Annotated in this window: 11 protein-coding genes; 3 read left to right on the forward strand and 8 right to left on the reverse strand. The window is 71.3% G+C overall.

Going from position 1 to position 18,212, the window contains the following annotated elements:
• Nucleotides 1-321: 321 nt before the first annotated feature.
• The 6 genes from G6O69_RS30155 to G6O69_RS30180 all read right to left on the reverse strand — a co-directional run bounded on the left by G6O69_RS30155 (nucleotide 322) and on the right by G6O69_RS30180 (nucleotide 8,614).
• Complete coding sequence (locus tag G6O69_RS30155) at nucleotides 322-3,030, reverse strand: PBP1A family penicillin-binding protein (protein ID WP_172306928.1); 2,709 nt, start codon at nucleotides 3,028-3,030, stop codon at nucleotides 322-324.
• A 10-nt stretch (nucleotides 3,031-3,040) separates the two neighbouring features.
• The gene (locus tag G6O69_RS30160) at nucleotides 3,041-3,790 is read right to left on the reverse strand and encodes an RNA methyltransferase (RefSeq protein WP_172306929.1); all 750 of its coding nucleotides are present in this window, start codon (nucleotides 3,788-3,790) and stop codon (nucleotides 3,041-3,043) included.
• Between the two features lie 20 nt (nucleotides 3,791-3,810).
• Nucleotides 3,811-6,489: a biosynthetic peptidoglycan transglycosylase gene (locus G6O69_RS30165; RefSeq protein WP_172306930.1), complete on the reverse strand. Its 2,679-nt coding sequence runs from the start codon at nucleotides 6,487-6,489 to the stop codon at nucleotides 3,811-3,813.
• A gap of 216 nt (nucleotides 6,490-6,705) precedes the next feature.
• The gene (locus G6O69_RS30170) at nucleotides 6,706-7,203 is read right to left on the reverse strand and encodes a hypothetical protein (RefSeq protein ID WP_176397169.1); all 498 of its coding nucleotides are present in this window, start codon (nucleotides 7,201-7,203) and stop codon (nucleotides 6,706-6,708) included.
• Nucleotides 7,200-7,940 carry a hypothetical protein gene (locus G6O69_RS30175; protein ID WP_172306932.1) on the reverse strand — a complete coding sequence of 247 codons (741 nt, stop codon included), beginning with the start codon at nucleotides 7,938-7,940 and terminating at the stop codon, nucleotides 7,200-7,202. Before G6O69_RS30175 ends, G6O69_RS30170 begins: the two co-directional genes overlap by 4 nt.
• Nucleotides 7,940-8,614, reverse strand: a complete 675-nt coding sequence (locus G6O69_RS30180; protein ID WP_346017102.1) for a sigma-70 family RNA polymerase sigma factor — start codon at nucleotides 8,612-8,614, stop codon at nucleotides 7,940-7,942. The genes G6O69_RS30175 and G6O69_RS30180 overlap by 1 nt, the downstream gene beginning before the upstream one ends.
• Nucleotides 8,615-8,977: 363 nt before the next feature.
• On the opposite strand from G6O69_RS30180, the gene G6O69_RS30185 reads away from it, so the two are divergent.
• Both G6O69_RS30185 and G6O69_RS30190 read left to right on the forward strand, forming a co-directional pair.
• Nucleotides 8,978-12,148 (forward strand): DUF4175 family protein, encoded by a 3,171-nt coding sequence (locus G6O69_RS30185; RefSeq protein ID WP_172306933.1) that lies wholly within the window; start codon nucleotides 8,978-8,980, stop codon nucleotides 12,146-12,148.
• Nucleotides 12,145-13,884: a hypothetical protein gene (locus G6O69_RS30190; protein ID WP_172306934.1), complete on the forward strand. Its 1,740-nt coding sequence runs from the start codon at nucleotides 12,145-12,147 to the stop codon at nucleotides 13,882-13,884. Before G6O69_RS30185 ends, G6O69_RS30190 begins: the two co-directional genes overlap by 4 nt.
• Before the next feature lie 23 nt (nucleotides 13,885-13,907).
• On the opposite strand, the gene G6O69_RS30195 is transcribed toward G6O69_RS30190, so the two are convergent.
• Complete coding sequence (locus tag G6O69_RS30195) at nucleotides 13,908-15,143, reverse strand: hypothetical protein (protein ID WP_176397170.1); 1,236 nt, start codon at nucleotides 15,141-15,143, stop codon at nucleotides 13,908-13,910.
• Nucleotides 15,144-15,350: 207 nt separating this feature from the next.
• Here G6O69_RS30195 and G6O69_RS30200 point away from each other — a divergent pair, with 207 nt between their 5' ends.
• Nucleotides 15,351-16,943, forward strand: coding sequence for a M66 family metalloprotease (locus tag G6O69_RS30200; protein WP_172306936.1), 1,593 nt, complete (start codon nucleotides 15,351-15,353; stop codon nucleotides 16,941-16,943).
• An 84-nt stretch (nucleotides 16,944-17,027) separates the two neighbouring features.
• Here the strand turns inward: G6O69_RS30200 and G6O69_RS30205 are convergent, their stop codons facing one another.
• The gene (locus G6O69_RS30205) at nucleotides 17,028-18,131 is read right to left on the reverse strand and encodes a DUF4388 domain-containing protein (protein ID WP_217909942.1); all 1,104 of its coding nucleotides are present in this window, start codon (nucleotides 18,129-18,131) and stop codon (nucleotides 17,028-17,030) included.
• Nucleotides 18,132-18,212: the final 81 nt, after the last annotated feature.

Raw genomic sequence — 18,212 nt, forward strand, 5'->3', positions numbered from 1 at the left:
CGCCGCCCGCGTCTGAACGCAGGCTATCGGAACGCCGCCCGCGTCTGAACGCAGGCTATCGGAGCGCCGCCCGCGTCTGAACGCAGGCTCTCGGAACGCCGCCCGCGTCTGAACGCGGGCTCTCGGAGCGCCGCCCGCGTCTGAACGCGGGCTCTCGGAGCGCGGGCTCTCGGAGCGCCGCCAACATCTGCGCCCCGGCTCTCGGAGCGCCGCCAACATCTGCGCCCCGGCTCGCGGCCGCGCTCGGCAACGGCGTCCGCGCCCGGGCGCCGTTCGGGCTCGGCTCGAAGCGGGCCGCTGCTTCGGGTGCAGCGAGGCCAATCAGAGACTCGGGAGACCCTCGAGATCGAGGCCGGGTTCGGGATCGGACTCGGGCTGCGCAGGCTGGACGGGCTCCTCCCCCTGCTCGATCGGCTCCTCCTGGGGAACCGCCGGCGGAGCCGCTGCCCCGTCCACCTCGGACTCATCACCAAACTCGTCGCCTTCCCCCTCCTCCTCGGGCGCTTCACCCGGCTCGTCCCCGTAGAGATCGAGCAGGATGTCCGTCTCCGCCTCGCCCGCGGCCGCAGCCGCGCTGGCGACCTCAGTGGGCTCGGTCCCGACCAGGAAGTACTCCTCGAGCACCGTGGCGGGATCCGGCGGGACCTCGAGGCCCTCGGCGTTGGTCACCGTGGCCGGCGCGAGCAGGCCAGTGGTCCGATCGATGGTCCGCACGCTGACCGAAGGCGGCGGCGTGAAGGGAGAGAACTGCGGCGCGAAGGTGGCGACCTCTTCCGGCTTCGGGCGCGCCAGGGCGGCCTTCATCACCCCCAGCCAGATCGGCAGCGCCGCCTTGCCGCCGCTCTCGCGGCGCATCGGCTTGGGCGTGTCGAAGCCGACCCAGGACACGGTCACGAAGTCCTCGGTGAAGCCGGCGAACCAGGCGTCGCGGCTCTCCGCGGCCGTGCCGGTCTTACCAGCCACCGGGACCCCGAGCTTCTTGGCCCCGGTCCCCGTGCCCTCCTCGACCACCGAGCGCATCAAGCTGGCGACGATGAACACCACCCCGGCGTCGACGACCTGCTCGACCTCCCGCTCGGGCGTCCAGGTGTCCTCGCCGGGGACCGCGATCGAGCGGATGAAGCTCGGCTCGATCCGCGAGCCGCCGCGGGCGAGGGTCAAATAGGCGCGCATCAGCTCGAAGGGGCTGACCTCCGAGGTACCCAGGGCCAGGGACAGGTCGCGGCCCAGCTCGGTCTCGATGCCGCAGGCCGCGGCGAGATCGATGGCCGCGTCGATGCCCACGGCGTCGAGGAGCTTGATGGCCACGGTGTTGACCGAGTGGGTCAGGGCCACGCGCATGCGGATCTCGCCGCGGTAGACGTCGCGCTCGTAGTTGGTCGGCCGCCACTTCTCGTAGATCTCCGGAGAGTCCTCGATCAAGCTGGCGGCCGTGAAGCGCCGCGACTGGATCGCCGCGCCGTAGACGAAGGGCTTGAACGAGGAGCCCGGCTGGCGCTTGGCCTTGAGCACCCGATTGAAGTCGCCGCGGCTGTAGCGGTAGCCGCCGACCATCGCCAGGACCTCGCCGCTGTCGACCTCCGCGATCACCGTGGCGGCCTCGGGCCCCGATCCGATCTCGGCCAGCGCCCAGCCCTTGGGCAGGCCGAGCTCCGCCGGGGCCTCGAGCGCGAGCAGCCGGCCCATGGTGATCCCGCCGGCGGGGAATTGCTGGGCGTGGGTCAGCTTGGGATCGTCGTAGCGGCTGCCCGGCTCGACGCGGACCCAGACCTTCAGCTCGTCGCCGATGGTCGCCGGGAAGCCGCGCTCGCGCAGGCCCTCGGGGATCTCGGGGCCGCGCGCGTCGATGATCACCGGGTAGATCTTGCCCGCGGCGTGCGCCCCGGCCCCGCGCTTGATCGCCCGGGCGCGGTTGTTGTCCTTGGCCGGCGAGATGCCGTGGCCCCACTGGCGGCGCGTGTCCATGGCCACGAGGCCGTCGAGCACCGACTGCCGAGCCGCGCGCTGGACCTCGAGGTCGACGGTCATGGTCACCGTGGCCCCGAGCTCGCCGAGGGCGTCCGCGCCGTAGCGCTCGACGAGCTCGGCCTTGGCGATGTCGACGAACTCCTCCGCCCCGGGCTGGACCTTGGCCGCGCGCTCGGGGTCGATCTCGGTGTCGACGTCGGAATTGGCGTCGCGCGAGACAATCTCGAGGGGCGCGTCGAGGTACTTGGCGACCTCGTCGGGCGTGGCGAAGCCGTGCTTTTGCATCTGCTCGAGCACGTAGCGCTGGCGCGCCTTGGCCTTGTCGTAGTTCTTGTAGGGCGTCGAGGTGCTCGGCGCCTTGGGCAAGGTGGCGAGCAGCGCGGCCTGGCCGAGGTCGATGTCGGCGGTGCCCTTGCCAAAGTAGAAGCGGCTGGCCTCCTCGATGCCGTAGCGCCCGTGGCCGAGGTAGATCTCGTTGAGGTAGAGCTCGAGGATCTCGCTCTTGTCGAGGAGCTCCTCGATGCGCCGGGCCAAGATCAGCTCCTGGACCTTGCGCTCGAAGGTCCGCTCCGGCGAGAGCAGGAAATTTTTCACGACCTGCTGGGTGATCGTCGAGGCGCCCTGGCGCATGGCCCCAGCGCGCACGTTGGCGACCAGCGCGCGGACCATGCCGATGTAGTCCATGCCCTCGTGGCGGTAGAAGTCCGCGTCCTCCGCGGCCAAGAACGCGTTCTCGACGTGGGCGGGGATGTCCTCGTAGGCGATGAAGGTCCGGCGTTGCGTGAAGATCTCGCCGATCAGCACACCCTTGCGATCGAGCACGCGGGTGACCTGGGGCGGCCGATAGTCGCGCAGGGCCTGCTCGTCGATGTCCTCGACGCTGCGCCCGTAAAACCAAAACACGCCGACGATCGAGCCGATACCGGCGAGCCCGCCGAGGACGACGAGGATCACCGCGCTGATCAGGGTGATCTTCAGCCAGCGCGGGGCCCGGTAGGGTCCGCGCGGAGGCGTCGGTGGGGACCCCGGCTGCTCGGGCTGCTCGCTCGCGTGATCGGCCACGGCGCGCAGTCTACTCGACGCCCGTCGTGTCATCGCCGGCGCCGAGATCGGGCGTCGGCCGGGGCGGGGCTGGAAGCGGGAAGCGGGCCCGAACGTGGCGAGGATCGACGCTCTGGACGATCCAGCGCAGGCGCTCGCCGGCCCGGCGGGGGTCGCTGGCGTCGAGATCGCCGGCGCGGCCGAGGGCCGCCCGCTTGCGGGCGGTCAGCGAGTACAAGCTCAGCGCCGCCGAGACCGAGAGGTTGTAACTCTCGGCGAAGCCGTGGATCGGGATGCGGTAGCGCAGCTCGCAGGCGGCCTGGGCCGCGGGGCTCAGGCCGGCGTGCTCGTTGCCGAAGAGCAGGCAGATCGGGCGGTCGAGGGGGAGCTCGTCGAGCATGTGCGTGGCGTCGACGCACGCGCCCGCGAGGGTCATTCCACGCGCCCGCGCCGAGCCCAGGAAGGCGTCGAGATCGCCGTAGCTGCTGACCTCGAGCCACTCGCCCGTCCCCGCGGTGGTCGAGCGGTTGCGGACGATGCGCTCGCTCGCCGCGATCACGTGCACGCCCCAGGCACCGAGGGCCTCGGCGCTGCGGACCACGGCCGCGGCGTTGTGGGGATCGTAGGGGCGCTCGACGGCGACCTCGACGCTGGTCAGGCGGGCGTCGAGCACGGCCTCGATCCGCGCCAGGCGGCGCTCGCTGACAAAAGGCTCGAGAGCCTCGGTCAGCGCGTCGGCCCCGTAGTGGGCGATCATCGCCTGGATCTCGCGGCGTTTCATGATCCGAGCACCTACCTTGGCTAGGGAGCCTCGTCCATGGCCGGGCGCCCGGGGGCGTCGGCGTTGGCGGGATCCCTGTCGACCGGCACCGCGGGGTTCATCCACCCGCGATCGTCCCGAGGCTGGAGGCGCCCCTCGATCTCCTCGTCCGAGGCGCCGGGCTGCACTTCCCCCGGCAGCTCCCCACCGAGCCCACCATCGATCTGGCCATCGATCTGGCCATCGACCTGGCCATCGAACTCGCCGTCGACCAACAGGGGCGGCCCTGGCAGGGCGTCGGGCAAGGGCGGGCGCACGCCCCAGGTCGTCGACACGGGCGCGTCGCGGCCCGACTCGACCGCCTCCCAGTCCCCCGCGTCGCGCTCGCCGAGCAGGCCCGAGAGCGCGCGCTGCGTGTGCTCGGCCGCGAGCAGGGCCTCGATCTCTTCGAGGCAGGCCGCCGGATCCCCGCGCTCGAGCAGATCGAAGGTCAGCGGCATGTTCGAATAGACCGCGTGCTCCTCGGCGGTGATCCGCTCGCGCTCGAGCATCAGGTCGTGGATCCAGTGCGCCTTGGCCGAGAAGCGCTCGCTGATCTCGCCGTTGCAGTAGTCGGCGTGGCGGCGCACGGGGCTGGGCAACATCAGCGCGAGGTAGGCCGCCTCGAGCGAGGTCAGCTCGGCCGGGTGCTTGCCAAAGTAGTGGCGCGCGGCGTTGGTGACCCCGTAGACCCCCGGACCGAATTCGATCACGTTGAGGTAGAGCTCCATGATCCGCTGCTTGCTCAGGGCCTGCTCCACCCACCAGGTCGAGAACAGCTCCTGGAGCTTGCGCGAGAGCGTGCGCTCGTGGCTGAGCAGCACGTTCTTGACCATCTGCATGGTGATCGTCGACGCGCCCAGGCGAACGCGGCCGGCCATCAAGTTGCGCTTGAGGGCGACCTGGAGCTGCTTGGTGTTGAAGCCGTCGTGGCGGCGGAAGCTCCCGTCCTCGGTGGTCAGCACCGCCTCGGTCATGTAGCGCGAGATGTTGTCGAGGGGGGTGTAGCTGCTCGAGCCGGGGAACAGCCGCAAGGTCCGGGTCCGACCGTCGCGCATGGTCACGCGGTGGGTGAAGCCCCGGCTCAGGCGCGCGGCCGAGGCTCGCCACGGAGCCTCGCGCACGGCGCAGCCGTCGAGGTCGATCTCGCCGTCGAGCTCGAGGGCCTCGAGATCGGAGAAGTCGGCGTCGAAGACGACCTGCGCCGAGAACTGCCCGCCGAGGCGGAAGTCGACCAGCCCGGGGATCAGCTCCCGGGGGATGGCGTCGAGCACCGCCTGGCAGCCGACCTCGGGCACGTGCATGTCGAGGTGATAGCGGCGGTCCTCCCGGCGCTCGGGGTGGCGGATCTCCCCCTCGACGACCAGCGCCACGCCCCCGCGGCCGAGGGTCAGGCGCTCGATGGTCAGGGCCCGCGCGGCCGGGTCGAGCTCGGCGTCGATGTCGACGGTGAAGCCGACCTCGCGGACGACCTCGCGGGCGAGCAGGCGGTGGCTGACGTCGAGGCCGTCCACGGCGAGGCTGCCGACGAGCTTGGCGAGGCCGCCAGGGCCGCCGAAGTCGACCTCGAGGTGCCCGCCGATGGTCGCCTTCTCCGAGTCCACCAGGGGCAAGCGGGCGAGGACCTGGGGCACCCGGCCGAGTTCGAAGGACTGCATGTCGACGGCGATGTCGCCGGCCGAGAGGTCGCGGGCGAAGCGACCGGAGATCGACCACAGATCTCCGCCCTCGCTCTCGTCCCCCGCCGCGCGAGCGCCAGAGTCGGGCCGCTCTCGATCCTCGTCCTCGGCCTCGGCGAAGCCCCCCGAGAGCGCCACGCTCAGCTCGCTGGCGCGGGCATCGAGCAAGGTGATCGTCCCGTGGACGCCGGCGACCGCGATGTTCTCGTCGATCTTGGCCGAGACCCCCGCGACGTCCACGGCCAGGGGGAAGCGCAGGGCATCGGGGCCGTCGCGCTGCTCGAGGGTCGTGCGCACCGAGGCGGCGCGCACCGGCCGGCCGAGGCCGAGCTCGGCGATCAGCCCAGCCACGCGCAGATCGACGCGGCGGCGCGTCGGCTCGACGGTGGCCGCGAGGGTCCCCGTGATCCGCCGCGCCTCGCCCTCCCCTTCGCCCCGGGCCTCGCCCTCGCGCAGCTCGAAGGCGAGGCCGCGCAGCTCGAGGGCCTCGGGTGTCAGCCGCATCCGCCGGCGCAGGAAGCCGCGCCCCTCGTCGTCGGGGTCCTCTTCTCCGAGGCCGCGCAGGCGCTCGGCGAGGGCCTCGAGAGCCTCGCTATCACCCGCGAGGTGTCCCCCGCTGGCCTCGACCTCGACGACCTCGAAGCGCGCCGACCACAGCCCCTCGCGGTCGAGGCTGACCTCGACCTCGTCGACCTGGAGATCGAGGTCGTCTCCGCGGAGCACCACCGCGCCCATCCCCGCCCTTCGCCAGCCCAGCTCGAGCTCGCCGATCTCCACGTCGAGGGCGAGGCGCCGACTCAGGCGCTGCTCGAGCTCGGCCTCGACGAAGCCCGCAGCCCAGCGAGGAGCAGTGAGCACCGCGATCAGGCCCAGGCCGACCAGCGCACCCGCGACGATCGCCACGATCTTCGCCACACGCCGCCAACGAATCCCGCCGCGCGGACCATCGACGGGCCCCGCGGGCGAGCTCGACGCGGCGGGGGTTGGGCGAGCCGAAGACATGTCGGGGGACCTTAGCAGGGCTGTCCACGACGCCCGAGGGCGCCGACTTCATCCACGAGCGCCGAGCGCAGAGGCGCCGCGACAGACCCGAAAACACGCAGCAGAGGCGATGGATCGCGCGATCCACCGCCTCCATTCTGTTCTCGGGGCTGCTCTCGGGGTTGCTCTGGGGTCAGCGCCGAACTCGGCGCTGGCCGCTCGCGCGGGTGGGCGCGCTCAGGTCTTGCACTGGTAGGCGAAGATCACCGCCGAGTCGCCGCGGCGCACGGGGATCAGCATCACCTGCTTGGCGCGCAGCGAGAACGACATGTTGACCAGGCTGGTCCCGTTGCGGGCCAGGTCGGTGCGCAGCTCGAGCTTGTCTTTTTCGCCGCCGAGCAAGCTGAGCTCGACGGTGTGCCCCGACTTGAACTTGTGCTCGACGACCTTGCTGAGCTCGAGCGTGAAGTCGTGGCGGCCGATGTGCTTGAAGCTCTTGTAGCGCCCGAATTCGGGGGCTTGAAGCTGATCGGCGAGGAAGGAGAGCTCCGCGGGAATCGTCCCGTCGCCCTCTGGGCTGGCCTCGATGGCGTCGACTCGGCAGGCTGCCTTGGTCAGCGCCGCCTGTGCCGTGCCAGCGCTCAGAGAGACCGCGCCGGCGACGAGCACGGCGGGCAGCGCCGTCATCACGGCGCAGAGAGAAGAGGCCAGAAACTTCGAGTGCTTGCTCGTCATAGTGAACGCTCACTGTCCACCGGGTCGTCTTCGCTGACCCAGATGACGGTCGTGGTCCCGCGCGCGCCTTCGACCTGGGAGATACTCCCACTGCGACCGCCGAACTCGATGTGACGAATCTCGGCCTCGCCGGGCTCGGGCTGGGGAAAATTCATCTCGGGTGCCTGAGGATCGCCAGGTGCGGGCTTGGGCGGAGGGACCGCCGCGATCCGAGGGGGCTCGCCCTTCGAAGCGCCCGCGGCCGGGCGTTCAGACGCGGGGCGCTTCGGCGTATTCGCAGGCTTCTCGCCGGCTTCTGCACCAGGCTCGGCCACCTCCGCGCCGTCGGCCAGCTCGGGAGCGGGGTCGCCGACCGAGCGCGCGAAAATGATCGCCAGTAGACCGGCCGTGGCGACCGCCGCCAGGGGCAAGCGAGCGGGGCGCAGCCAGGAGAAGAGCCGCTGCCAGGGCCGCGGCGGCGCCTCCGCGGCCTCCTGGAGCCGGGACTCGCGCTCCAAGGTGGCCTCGAAGTTGTCCCACAGCTGCTCGAAGCGCGCCTCCGGCACCCGCTCCGCCTGGCGCTCGAGCGCGCCGATCACGATCTCTCGCATGAAGGAGATGTCGTCGATCTCCCCGGCGAGGTCCGCGTCGCGCTCGATCTCGGCCTGGACCAGCGCCCGCTCGCTGTCTTCGAGCTCGTCGTCGAAGAAGGCATGAAGTCGCTCGTCTTGACCCTGAATGCTGCTCTGGCTGCTCATCACAAGCCTCCCGTGGCTGCCTCGGCGGTCTGTGCCACCGGCGTGTGCCCCTCGGCCTCGGCTTCTTGAGACGGAACGCAGGCGCCAAGATTCTCCGTCAGCAGCTTTTGCATGTTTCGCCGGGCGTGAAACAGGCGGCTCATGATCGTCCCCTTGGAGCACTTCATCGCCTGCGCCATCTCCTCGTAGGACATGCCCTGCAGCTCGCGCATGACGATCACCGCGCGGTGCTTGTCACTGAGGTGATCCAGGCTCGACTCGACCGCCGCGAGGATCTCCTTGCGGCGGAGCATGTCGGAGGGGTCCCCGAAGCGCGCCAGGTGGGGCACGAGATCCGAGGGCGGCTCGTCCTTGCCGTCGTGGCGCAGGCCGTCGTCGAACTCGACGTCCCGGTGGCGCTTGGCCTTGCGCAGGTGGTCGATGCAGAGGTTGGCCACGATCCGGTACAGCCAGGTGTAGAAGCTCGAGTTGCCCTCGAACTTGGCGATGTAGCGGTGAACCTTGATGAAGCTCTCCTGCACGACGTCCAGGGCGTCCTCCTGGTTGCGGAGGTATCCGTAGGCGATCGCGTACACCTTGCGCTGATAGCGCTGCATCAGGACTTTGAACGCTCGCGCGTCGCCGCCTTTGACTGCGGTGACCAGCGCGAGGTCCTCGGCGTCTGTGGAGACCACGTGAATCGCTTCTGCCTTGCTGGAGGGGGCTGGGGGGCTTCGGGCTCGAGGGACGGGGGGAGTGCGGAGACTGTAACGAAGACTCGGGCGGGGATCGGAGACGAAGTCTCGGACGGGGACCTGGGACGGGGGCGCGAGATCGCTATTCAGCGTTCATCGGCGGGAGAGGAGCATAGCGCAGACTCCGCAGGTCCGGCTCGGCCGTGGGCACGGTTATACCCAATGGACGCTCGAAGGGCTCCTGGCAAGGCCAGCCGCCAGCGCGACCTCCGCAAAACACCGGCCCTGGCCCGCTCTGGGGCCACCCCAGGGTAGACATCTCGCGGCGAGCGCCCTCGCTCGCGGGGTATACCAGGGGAGCGCATGCCCGCCCTGCCCCCGGCTCAGCTGCTCCGCGACTACCTGGACGCCGTTCGTGGCGCAGCGCGACGCCGCGCCATCGCCACCCTCTTCCTCGAGATCCTCACCCTCTGGGCGGTGCTCTGCGCTGCGTTGCAGCTCGCGGTCGGCCTGAGCCTGCGGGGGGATCTGGGCGCCACCTGGGGCCTGGCCGTCGTCACCCTGTCCCCGGCGATCTGGGCCGTGCTCCGCGGCCGGCCGATCGTTCGGCGCCTGCGCTCCCACCAGAGCGTCGCCCAGGGGATCGCCGCGACCCCGGGCCCCCTCCATGACCAAGCCCACGCCACGCCGCGCGAACGCGAGCGCGACGTGACCTTGCGCCAGGAGATCCTCGGCGCGACCGAGCTGTGGCTCGACACCCAGGCTCAGCGCTCTCCCGAGCTGGCCGACGCCTATGTCCGGCGCATCGGCGCGGCGACCCTGGCCATGGATCCGCGCCTCGGCCTGCCCCGCCCGCACCTCGGCGCGCGCGTGCTGGCGATAGCGATCGCCCTCGCGGGCCTCGCGGGCGCCACCTTCCTCGAGCCCGGCGCCAGCGGGCTCACCCTGCTCACCGCCGGCGAAGACGGCCGCCCGCCCACGCCGCCTCGCCCCGTGTGGACCGAGCTCGAGCTCGAGCTGCACTACCCGGCGCACACGCGGCGACCGGACCGCGTCGTCCCCAACCCCAGCGGCGCGCTGCGGGTCCCCGCCGGCACGGAAATCTCCCTCGACATGCGTGTGGTCGAGGCCGCCGCCGGGGTCTCGCTGATCCTGGTCCACGACCCCGTCGGACCAGTCGCGCGCGCCGACGCCCCCGGCCCCGAGGTCATCCCCCTCGCGCACGCGGCCGACACACGCTGGACCGGGTCCTTCAACGTGCGCGGCGCGGCCAGCTGGGTCGTCGTGCTCCTCGACGAGGACGGACAGAACCTCGACACCGCCCTGCGCCGTGGCCTGCGCTCGGAGCCGATGCGCATCGAGCTCGAGCCCGACATGCCCCCCGAGGTCGAGCTCCTGCCCCTGCCCGAGTCCCGGCGCGAAGCCAGCGAGACCGACCGCGTCGAGCTACGCTTCTCTGCCCGGGACGACTTTGGCGTGGTCGGAGCCGAGCTGGTCTACGAGCTCGGGCCGCCCGGCGAAGAGGAGCGCTTTCGTCTGCCCGCGGGCGACCTCGAGGCCCGAGGCGGCTCCGCACGCAGCTGGCGTCATCGCTACGACTGGGATCTCTCGACGATCCCCCTCGCGGCCCGCGCCGAGGTCACCTACTGGATCGAGGTCCGCGACAACGATCCAGGCCTCGGCCTCCTCCCCCTGCCCGACGGCCCCGGCAAGGTCACCGCCTCGGCCCGCCAGCGCCTGCTCGTCCACGACGAGGAGGCCGAGCACGCCGAGAACATCGCCGACCTCCAGGCGATCCGCGACGCGGCCGTCGACCTCCTGGCCGCGCGCCTGACCACCGAGAGCTTCGACGGGATCCAAGAGGCGGCCAGCGACCGCCCCCTGCTCCTGCGCCGCAAGCTCGCCGACGCCACCGACCTCCACGAGGGCGCCGGCGCCCTGCTGACCATGCTCGCCGACGCCGTCGACGCCCTCGCCGTCGACACCATGGTCGCCGAGCGCGACGTCGCGACCTTGGCCGGGGTCCACGAGCGCCTGCTCGAGCTCCACCGCCGCGAGCTCGCCATCTACGAGGACCTCCCCCCCGGCAGCGAGCTCGCCGATCTCGACGGCGTGCCCCAGGTGCTCACCAAGCTCGCCAAGCACAACCCCAGGGAGGTCAGCCAGCTCGAGGACGAGATCATCCGCCTCGACGACCTCGTCGACGGCCAGATCATCGATCGCCTCGAGGCCCTGGTCGCCCGCCTGCAGGTCTCGCAGCAAAAGCTCGTCGAGCTGCTCGAGCAGCTGGCCGCGGGCGACGAGAGCGTGCGCCCGGCCGTCGAGCAGCTCGAGCAGCGCATCCGCGAGGACATGCGCCGCGTCCAGGAAGCCCGGGCCCAGCTGCGCAAGGAGGTCGGCGAGGAGTGGATGAACCTCGACGCCCTGCGGGCCATGGAGGCGCGCATGCAGAGCCAGGCCCTGCTCGAGCAGCTCCGCCGCGGAGACGTCGAGGGCGCCCTCGAACAGGCCCGCGAGGGCCTCGACGCGATCCGACGCATGCGCGAGCAGGTCCAGGACAGCGGCGCCGAGGCCGAGGCCCCCGCCCTGTCCGAAGAGGATCAAAAGCGCATGAAGATGCTCCGCGAGCTCAGCCGCCTCCAGGACGAGCAGACCGGCCTGCGCGGGGAGACGCGCCAGCTCCACGAGCGCTGGCGCGAGGCCGTGGGGGATCGCGCGGCCAGCGACGAATCGGCCCAGCGCGCCCGCCAGGAGGCCCAGTCTCTGCGCGAGCGCCTCGAGGCCATCAACGACGCGCACCTCTCCCGCGAGGGCCGCGAGGCCTGGGAGGACGCTCGCGCGGCGCTCCAGGCTCTCGAGGCCGCGAGCGCCGGCCAGCGCCCTGGCGAGCAGGGTGAGCGGGGCGAGCGAAGTGAGGACGACGACCCGGGCGCGAGCGGACGAGCCAGCGCCCTGGACATGTTCGAGGCCGCCGCGGCCGCAGCCGAGGCCCTCGAGCGCGCCCGCGAGGGAGCCAAGGCCGACGAGGACGAGGGCCGAGCGCTGCGCCAGCTCAGCCGCGAGGCCCAGCGCCTCGGCCAGAGCCTGCGCCAGGGCCTGCCCGATCCCGACGAGGTCCTGACTCCCGAGGACGTCGCGCGCCTGACCGAGCTCGGCGATCGCCAGCAGAGCCTGCGCCAGCGCGGGGAGCACCTGCTCGACGACCCCGCCGCCGACATCCTCCCGGAGCCCGGCGTCCAGGCCATGCGCGGCGCCGACCAGGCCATGGGCGAGGCCTCCGAGTCCCTCGACGACGCCGCCCTCGAGGGTGCCCTCCAAGGTGAGCAGCGCGCCTGGCAGAGCATCCAGCGCGCCATCGACAGCCTCCGGCGCAGCTCGCCCCCGCCCCCGCCGGCAGGCAGCGGCGGCGAGTCCTCGACCGAGGCCGAACGCGATCGCTCGCTGCGCGATCAGGTCGTCGAGGCCATGCGCGAGGGCAAGCGCGACGACTTCAGCGACGACACCAAGCGATACTACGAGGAGCTGCTGCGATGAGCCCACGCCCCGAGCCGCCCACCGCCCGCTCTCAGAGCGCCCCCGCTGCGCCAAAGCGACTGGGGCTCCTAGCCCTCCTCGCGCTCAGCGGCGCCCTCGCGCTCTGCCTGGGCCGCACCGAGCCGACGGCCCAGGCCGCGCCGCCCTCAACCTCGGCGACCGAGTCCGCTCCCGAGTCGGCGCGGGAGACGAGCGAGGCCCTCGCCGCGTTCATGCGCAGCGTCGACGCCTGGGATCTCGAGGAGGCCAGCGAGCGCCTCGAGGACATCGCCGACCGCAGCGAGCGCGACCTCGCGGCCGGCGTGCTCGCCCTCTATGAGGCGCGCTACGAAGACGCCGAGGTCCTGCTCGCGGGGGTGATCGCCGCCGAGGCCGGCGCGCGCCCCAAAGCCGGGCCCAGCTCCAGCCCTGTCGAGCGCCGTGCCCAGCACTTCCTCGACGTCGCCCGCGGAGCCCAGCTCGCCCTCGGCGACGCCCGGACCCTGCGCAGCCCCGACGGCCGCTTCGAGGCCGTGTTCGCCGATCCCAAGGACGAGCTCCTCGCCCCCTATCTGTTCGCGGCCATGGCCACCGCCTACGATCGCCTCGGCGAGGACGTCGGCGTGCGCCCCGAGGCCCCGATCCGCTTCGAGTTCTACGACGAGCCCGGCAAGCTCGCCCTGGTCACGCCCCTGACCCTCGAGAACATCTACACCACGGGGACCATCGGGATCTGCAAGTACCGGCGGATCATGATGATCACCCCGCGGGTGATGCTCTATGGCTACGGCTGGCTCGACACCGCCGTGCACGAGTACGTCCACTACCTGCTGACCATGCGCACGCGCAACAACGCGCCGGTGTGGATGCAAGAGGGCATGGCCAAGCTCATGGAGACGCGCTGGCGCGAGGACCCCTCCGGCCCCCTCGCCCTCGAGCCGCCGATCCGCCAGCTGCTCCACGACGCCCTGGCCAGCGGAGAGCTCGTCACCCTCGAGCAGATGCACCCCTCGGTCGCCATGCTCCCCAGCCAGGAGCTCGCCGCCCTCGCCTACGCCGAGGCCCAGACCATGCTCGGCCTGCTCGAGGAGGAGCGCGGCGAGGCCGGCATGGCCAAGTTCATGGATCAGGTCGGTCTCGGCGTCGACGCGAAGATCGCCTTCGCCAACGCCTGGGGCGGAGACTTCGACGCCTTCTTCGCGCACTGGCGCGAGGTCATGGCCGCGCGGACCAAGCGAGGCGGCAACACCGGCAACCTCTCGGCGCTCAGCTTCCGCGGCGAGGACGACGAGGACGCCGCCGTCGACCCCAGCTTGCAAGGCGACGTGTTCTCCCACCTCGGCGGCGGCCAGGCCCGGCAGCACGCGCGCCTGGGCGTGCTCTTGACCCTGCGCGGCCACGTCGAGGCCGCCGTCATCGAGTACGAAAAAGCCCGCGCGGCCGATCGCCAGGCCCGCGAAGACCCCAAGCTCGGCCGGCGCCTCGGCGAGCTCTACCTTCAGCTAGACCGCCCCGCCGAAGCGCTCCCCCTGCTGATCGCCGCCGCCGAGGACGAACCGGACAACGCCAACGTCGCCGCCGCCGAGGCCCGCGCCCGGCGCCTGACCGGTGACCTCGAGGGCGCCGCCGGAGCCCTCGATCGCGCCCTGCGACAAAATCCCTTCATCCCCGGGCTGCACTGCGACCTCGCGGCCATCGCCGAGGCCGAGGGGGACGCGGCCACGGCCACCCACGAGGCCGCGCTCTGCGGTGAGTGAGGGCCGGCCTGCGCCGAGCCCCCTCACCCGCCCTCGCTGTCGCCATCCCCACCCCCATCCCCATCCCCATCCCCATCCCCCGCCTCGGACCAGCTCGTCAGCGTCGAGATCCGCGCCCAGCTTCGCGCCCACGTCCAGTCCGAGACGAAGCTGGGATCGCAGTAGCTCATGTAGTCATAGGCCGACTGGGCCTCGAAGAGCGCCCGCCTGCGCAGGGCGTAGCCGTCCGCGCCGAGGTGGCCGTCGGCGTTCGGATAGCTGGGGTCGGTGGCGTCGGCGTCGAGCAAGGGACACTCGACGTGGCGCAGCCCCTGACCATGGCCGAGCTCGTGCGTCAGGGTCTCCACCGCCGCGTCGGGGTCCCCGGACCACATCACGGTGGCCTGCACGCGCGCGCCTGCGTCCTCGGGCTGGTCGCCGGCGATCTCCGCGATGCCCTGGACCCCCGCGAGGCTCGGAGCGCCGACGTCGATCAGCGCGTGATAGTAGACCTGCGGCGCGGCCTCGTCGGCCTCCCGCAGCGCGCTGACGAAGGGCAGGAGCTGGGCGAGCTCGAAGAGGTTGCCCTCGAAGATCGCCGGCTCCCGCAGGCTCCAGCGCACCTGGGTGACGGGGTTGTGCTCGTAGATCGAGTCGACGAAGCGAGCCAACGTCGCCTCGTCCAGGCTCGGCGTCAGCCCGTCGTGGGTCACCGGCACGAACACGATCTCGATGACCATGGCCTGCGCCTCGAAGCCGAGCTCGGCGAAGCCCACCGCGGGGCTGAGCACGACGCCTTCGCTCGCAGTGTCCGCGCTCGCTCCCACTTCCCCCAAGTCCCAGAGCTCGACCTGATACGCCACGCCCGGCTGCGTGAGCGCGTCGACCGTATCTAGGTGAAAGTCGAAGCTGCCCGTCAGCTCGTCGGTCGAGTCCCCCGCGATCCACTCGATCTCGCTGAGTGAGCGCACCCCACCATCGGGTAGCGAGAGGATCAGCCGGGCCTCGATCTCTCGCGCCACCCAGTCGTCTGCGACCTCGTGACGCACGCGCACCAGCGCGTCCCTCGACGCGAGCAGGGCACCGCTGCGCTGCGCCGGCGCGAGGCCCTCTTCTCCAATGGCGACGGTGATCTCCGTGCCCTGGTTGACTTCGATCGAGGTGATCGAAATTCCCTGCGCGAGGCTCGGATCGCCGCTAGCGGTGCCTTCATCGCCAAATCCACCGTTTGGCGCCGCTTCGTTTGCGAAGCCAGCTTCACACGCGCCGAGCGCGGCCACTAACGCGCACAGACTCGCGCGAGCCAAGCTCGAGCTCCAGGGCATCGCAGCCACGATAGCGCGGACACAGGGTGCGTACGAGCGCGCCCTGCGGAGCGCCACGCGTCGGGGAACTGGCGCGTTTTCTCCAACAACCCCCAACTCGACTCACGCCCTCGAGGACGGCGATTGCTCCCCACCCTCCCTGCACTCGGGTATGCTTCGAGCATGCGACTGTATCCCTGCCCCGTGATCCTGGCCCTGGCCCTGGCCCTGCCGCTCGTCGCTTGTGGACCCGACGACGTCACCCTCGACGGGACCCAGGACAGCATCGGCGGCAGCGATGAGGATGCCGACACCTCAGCCGGCTACGAGCCCGTCCCCGCCCGCGGCGGCATCGGCCTCGAGCAGGTCGTCGTCAACCAGGGCGTCGACGTGACCATCGCCCAGGACGGTCAGTGGGTCGACGCGGTAGATCGCAACTCCTACATCCTCTCCGGTCGCAACACCCTGATCCGTGGCTACTGGTCCTTCCCCGACGACTGGACCCCGCGGAACATCCTCTGTCGCCTCGAGATCGAGTGGGCCGACGGCACCACCTCCACCCGCGAGGTCACCCAGTACATCGACGCGGTCTACTACCCCGGCGCGATCAGCCGGACCTTCACCTTCGACTTCGACGCCGAGGCGGTCCAGCCCGGGATGAAGTTTCGCATGAGCCTGTGGGAGGCCGACGAGACCGGCTGGGAGGACATCGCCGAGTCGACGGACGCGGCGATCGTCGCCCCGGACACCGGCCTCGATCTCATCGGCGTCCAGGCCGAGCCCATGCAGATGAAGGTGGTCTTCGTCCCGGTGCAGTACGACAACGGGGGCAGCTGCGTGACCGACACCTCGCAGATCACCGAGGAGCAAGAGCAGAAGTTCATCGACTACCTCTACGACCAAAACCCCACGCAAGAGATCATCTGGGATTTCCGCCGCGACGAGCCGATCGTCCGCAGCGCCGCGCTCACCAGCATCTCGCTGCTCCACGCCCCGCTCCAGAACATGCGCGAGGCCGACGGCGCCGACGCCAACACCTACTACTACGCCCTGGTCGACGTCTGCGGCGGTGGCATCGACGGCGCGGCTGGCATCGCGGCCGGCATCCCGCCGGCGACCAAGGACGCCGCCTTCAACCGCGTGGCCGCCGGCGTGTGGCTGAGCACCTCGGACTATACCTACGAGACCTTCGTGCACGAGATCGGCCACACCCAGGGCCGCTCGCACATCTTCTGCCAGGGGGGCAACTCCGCCGGCAACGACCCCTCCTACCCCTACGACAACGGCCACACCAGCGTCTGGGGCTTCGGTCTCAACCTGTTCGAGTTCTTCTCGCCGAGCACGACCTACGACTACATGACCTACTGCCAGCCGGTCTGGACCTCGGACTGGACGTGGTCCAAGTCCTTCGTGCGCATCGCTACCTTGACCGCCTGGGACTTCGAGAGCCCCTCCGCCGACGACGACGTGATCGAGGGTGAGGTGCTCATCGGCCTGCTGCTCAACGACGGCACCGAGGAGTGGTGGACGGCCAAGGGCGGCCGCGAGGACGAGTTCTTCAGCGGCGCCCAGCAGCTGCGCTTCGACGTCGGCGGCGAGTCCCTCGACGTCCCCGCGGCCGTCGAGGTGCTCGAGGACGGCACCACGCGCCTGACCGCGCCCGTGCCGAGGACCACCGCCCCCGTGAAGGTCGAGGCCCGCATCGACAGCGAGGGCGACAGCCACGCCTTGAACTTCGACATGGCCATCCCCGCCCCCTGGCGCGTCGCTCACTGAGCCGCCGCCCTCACGGCGCGACCAAAGAGAGCCGCCCCCACGACTTGGGGAGCGGCTCTTTTTCTGTCCCGCGCTCGCCGCGGATCAGGCCGCTTCGATGCTGGCGGCCTCGCCCCCGCTGGGCTCGGCGTCACTCAGCGCCCTGCGGAAGCTGCGGTCGATCTGACGCAGCACCCGGCGCAGGCTCTTGCAGATCGGCGTGGCCTGGCGGACCAGGACGCCGACTTGGAAGCCGAGCGAGGCCGGCCCGAGACGATCGACGACCAGGCGGTGCTCGCCCACGGTCGCCTGAATGTCCGAGCCGGCGAAGTCGCCCTGGAGCTCCTCCATGTCGAAGAAGACCCCGGCGAGGCGGCTGAGGGCCCGCGAGACCAGCGCTTCGTCGAGGCCGGCCTCCATGCCGCCCGTGACGATCTCGCCGTCGCGCAACAAGAAGGCCGCGAGGATGTCGTCGGTCCGCGAGAGCCGCTCGATCTTGTCGACGACGCTGCGCGAAGCCGCGCCGAGATCGCGCCGGCTCCCGCTCCGCTCGACCCCGAGCAGCCCCTCGACCCGCCCGACGATGGTCCGCGCGACCGCGCTGTGCCCAGGCAACCAAGTCGCGCTCGCGTCCCCCCAGCGCAGCAGTTCGAACACCGCCTCCATCCCCCGCCGCTCGCCGACCTGGGCGTGGACGGGCTGGCCGGCCTCGATGTGGATCGCCCCCTCGCCCCCGCAGCCGCGCAGGTGGAGCACGCCGGAGCTCTCGGCCGCGGCCAGCAAGCGCAGCAGCTCGCTGGTCTCGATGGCCGAGACCCGCCCCTCGAAGTGCGGCCGACGCTCGTGCGCGTCGATGGCCCGCATGAGCGCAGCCGGTTCACAGGGGCTCGGCACCAGCCGCGCGGGGCCAACCTCGGCCAGCGCTGCGATCGCCTCCCCGTCGAAGCGTGGCGCGATCACCACCAGAGGGAGCCCAGGGAAGCGGCTGCGCACGGTCGCGCACAGCCGACCAAATCCGGGGCCGGACTTCTCGACGACCAGGGCCAAGCTCGGCGCCCCCTCCCCGAGGACCGCGGTGAAAGACAGCGCCCGCAATTCCGGGCGCAGGCGCCGGAGCATCTGTGTCAGCGAGGCGCTGTCTCGTGGATCGTCTGCAGCAACCAGCAATGTGAGTGGTGAGCTCGAGTTCATGGCGTTCCTTTCCTGCATGTGGGCCACACGCTGGGGTCGGTTAGAGCAGGTTGCGTGCCAGCTCGAGCGCGGCTCTCCACGGCGAGCAAAACACCTGCG

The sequence above is a fragment of the Pseudenhygromyxa sp. WMMC2535 genome (assembly GCF_011083025.2).